The sequence below is a fragment of the Acinetobacter sp. YZS-X1-1 genome (assembly GCF_000804305.1).
GTDB classification, from domain to species: domain Bacteria; phylum Pseudomonadota; class Gammaproteobacteria; order Pseudomonadales; family Moraxellaceae; genus Acinetobacter; species Acinetobacter variabilis.
On record NZ_JWHB01000065.1, the window covers coordinates 1 to 1,393 of the forward strand.

A 1,393-nucleotide genomic window follows, 5' to 3' on the forward strand; every position below is an offset into this window, starting at 1 on the left:
TAGGTCAGGTGGCCTAACTTAAATAAAAAAAATCTCCGACAAACCCAGTACGGTTCAACCATCATTGGATGACTACCGTAAACTAGGTAAAAAATATCACCAATATAGATATTATTCATCTTTAGGCAGCTAAGGGTAAGATTAAAATTCTTAAACTTCTGATAAATAAATTAATGCCATTAATTGAGGACTTTTTTAAGCTGAGAAAACCTTTATAAAGTCCAATTAAGTCCTTGTCCCATCTCATAAATAATGAGTATTAATGCAATTACCATTAGTGAAATGACAATGGCTTCGACCTTAGTGAGCATCTTCAATTCTCCACCTTTCATGTTCTCTATGATAAACAAAGTAAACGATAAATAACAATAAAGTTACAAAAAATTACTTGATGTTTCAAAGATGGAGCTGGTAAAGAAAAATCTCTCAGAGAAGGTGCTAATTCTTTTCAAACTTAACCTTATGTATCAGCGATGTCCTGTATAAGACTCATGACCTACTGCGATCATATCAACACCACCTTCTTCTTCTAAACTTAATAAGAAAGTATGAACACCCTGCATATCATTTAACTCAATATTATTGCCGAGCCATTTCATTGTACCTAGTTTCATATTGTTTATGTCTTCTTGGATTCTATTGTAGTTGACCATTGCTATGTTCTTTTTATAATTTGCCATTAAATTTTACTCCCTATAAAAGATTTTCAAGAAAATCGGTCCGTATTTGGCCGATCAATACTACAAAAAAGCTCATCTGATAAGTATTCTTACATAAACCCAAGGTTCTATAACTTGGATCTATTAATGAAGTGATATAACGTCTAATTTTCCCTTCCTGCTCAACTTCAATCAAATGCACTTCCCAATACCCCCTAATATTGGATTAAATTTCTTGGCATTTACTGATATTGGCATCCTGATATGAAAGTCATGCTGAGAATTACGCTTGATTTAGAATTGTTCAAACACAATTTAAACCAGATCCCTTCAGGAGCCTTTGTTCTTACAGATAGAGGTTATCAAAGGATTTATACTTTGTATCTCAATACCCTGTTGCCATTAGAGGCCAAAAGCCGCTGTAAACTGGATCCTGAACTAAAAATCTATAATCAGGAAATCAATAAAGAAGAATAGAAATTAAGTATGTATTTGGCAGTCTAAAAACTTTCAAAATGCTTTCAGAACGTTATCGCAATAGAGCTAAAAGCCCCCCTCTTTTGAGATTCAATCTAGTTGCTGGAATTTATAATTTGCAACTGAGTAAGAATGATTTATGAAGGAGGTCTAATCTAAGAAAATAAAAAAAATCCTAAAACCATTTAACTTCTTAGGATTTGAATAGGCAGGATATAAATATAAGGGCACTGTTGCAAATAGAGATTTGAGTCGAT

The 1,393-nt window shown here is 32.8% G+C and carries 2 protein-coding genes; one reads left to right on the forward strand and one right to left on the reverse strand.

The features are described from left to right. Nucleotides 1–467: 467 nt before the first annotated feature. Nucleotides 468–680 carry a hypothetical protein gene (locus RJ01_RS16325; RefSeq protein ID WP_162473456.1) on the reverse strand — a complete coding sequence of 71 codons (213 nt, stop codon included), beginning with the start codon at nucleotides 678–680 and terminating at the stop codon, nucleotides 468–470. A gap of 243 nt (nucleotides 681–923) precedes the next feature. Here RJ01_RS16325 and RJ01_RS16255 point away from each other — a divergent pair, with 243 nt between their 5' ends. Beyond that, nucleotides 924–1,136 carry a hypothetical protein gene (locus tag RJ01_RS16255; RefSeq protein WP_152606044.1) on the forward strand — a complete coding sequence of 71 codons (213 nt, stop codon included), beginning with the start codon at nucleotides 924–926 and terminating at the stop codon, nucleotides 1,134–1,136. The last annotated feature ends 257 nt before the right edge of the window (nucleotides 1,137–1,393 follow it).

Coding starts and splice junctions, on each gene's coding strand:
- RJ01_RS16325 (WP_162473456.1), bottom strand. CDS start 680: ATGGCAAATTATAAAAAGAACATAGCAATGGTCAACTACAATAGAATC.
- RJ01_RS16255 (WP_152606044.1), top strand. CDS start 924: ATGAAAGTCATGCTGAGAATTACGCTTGATTTAGAATTGTTCAAACAC.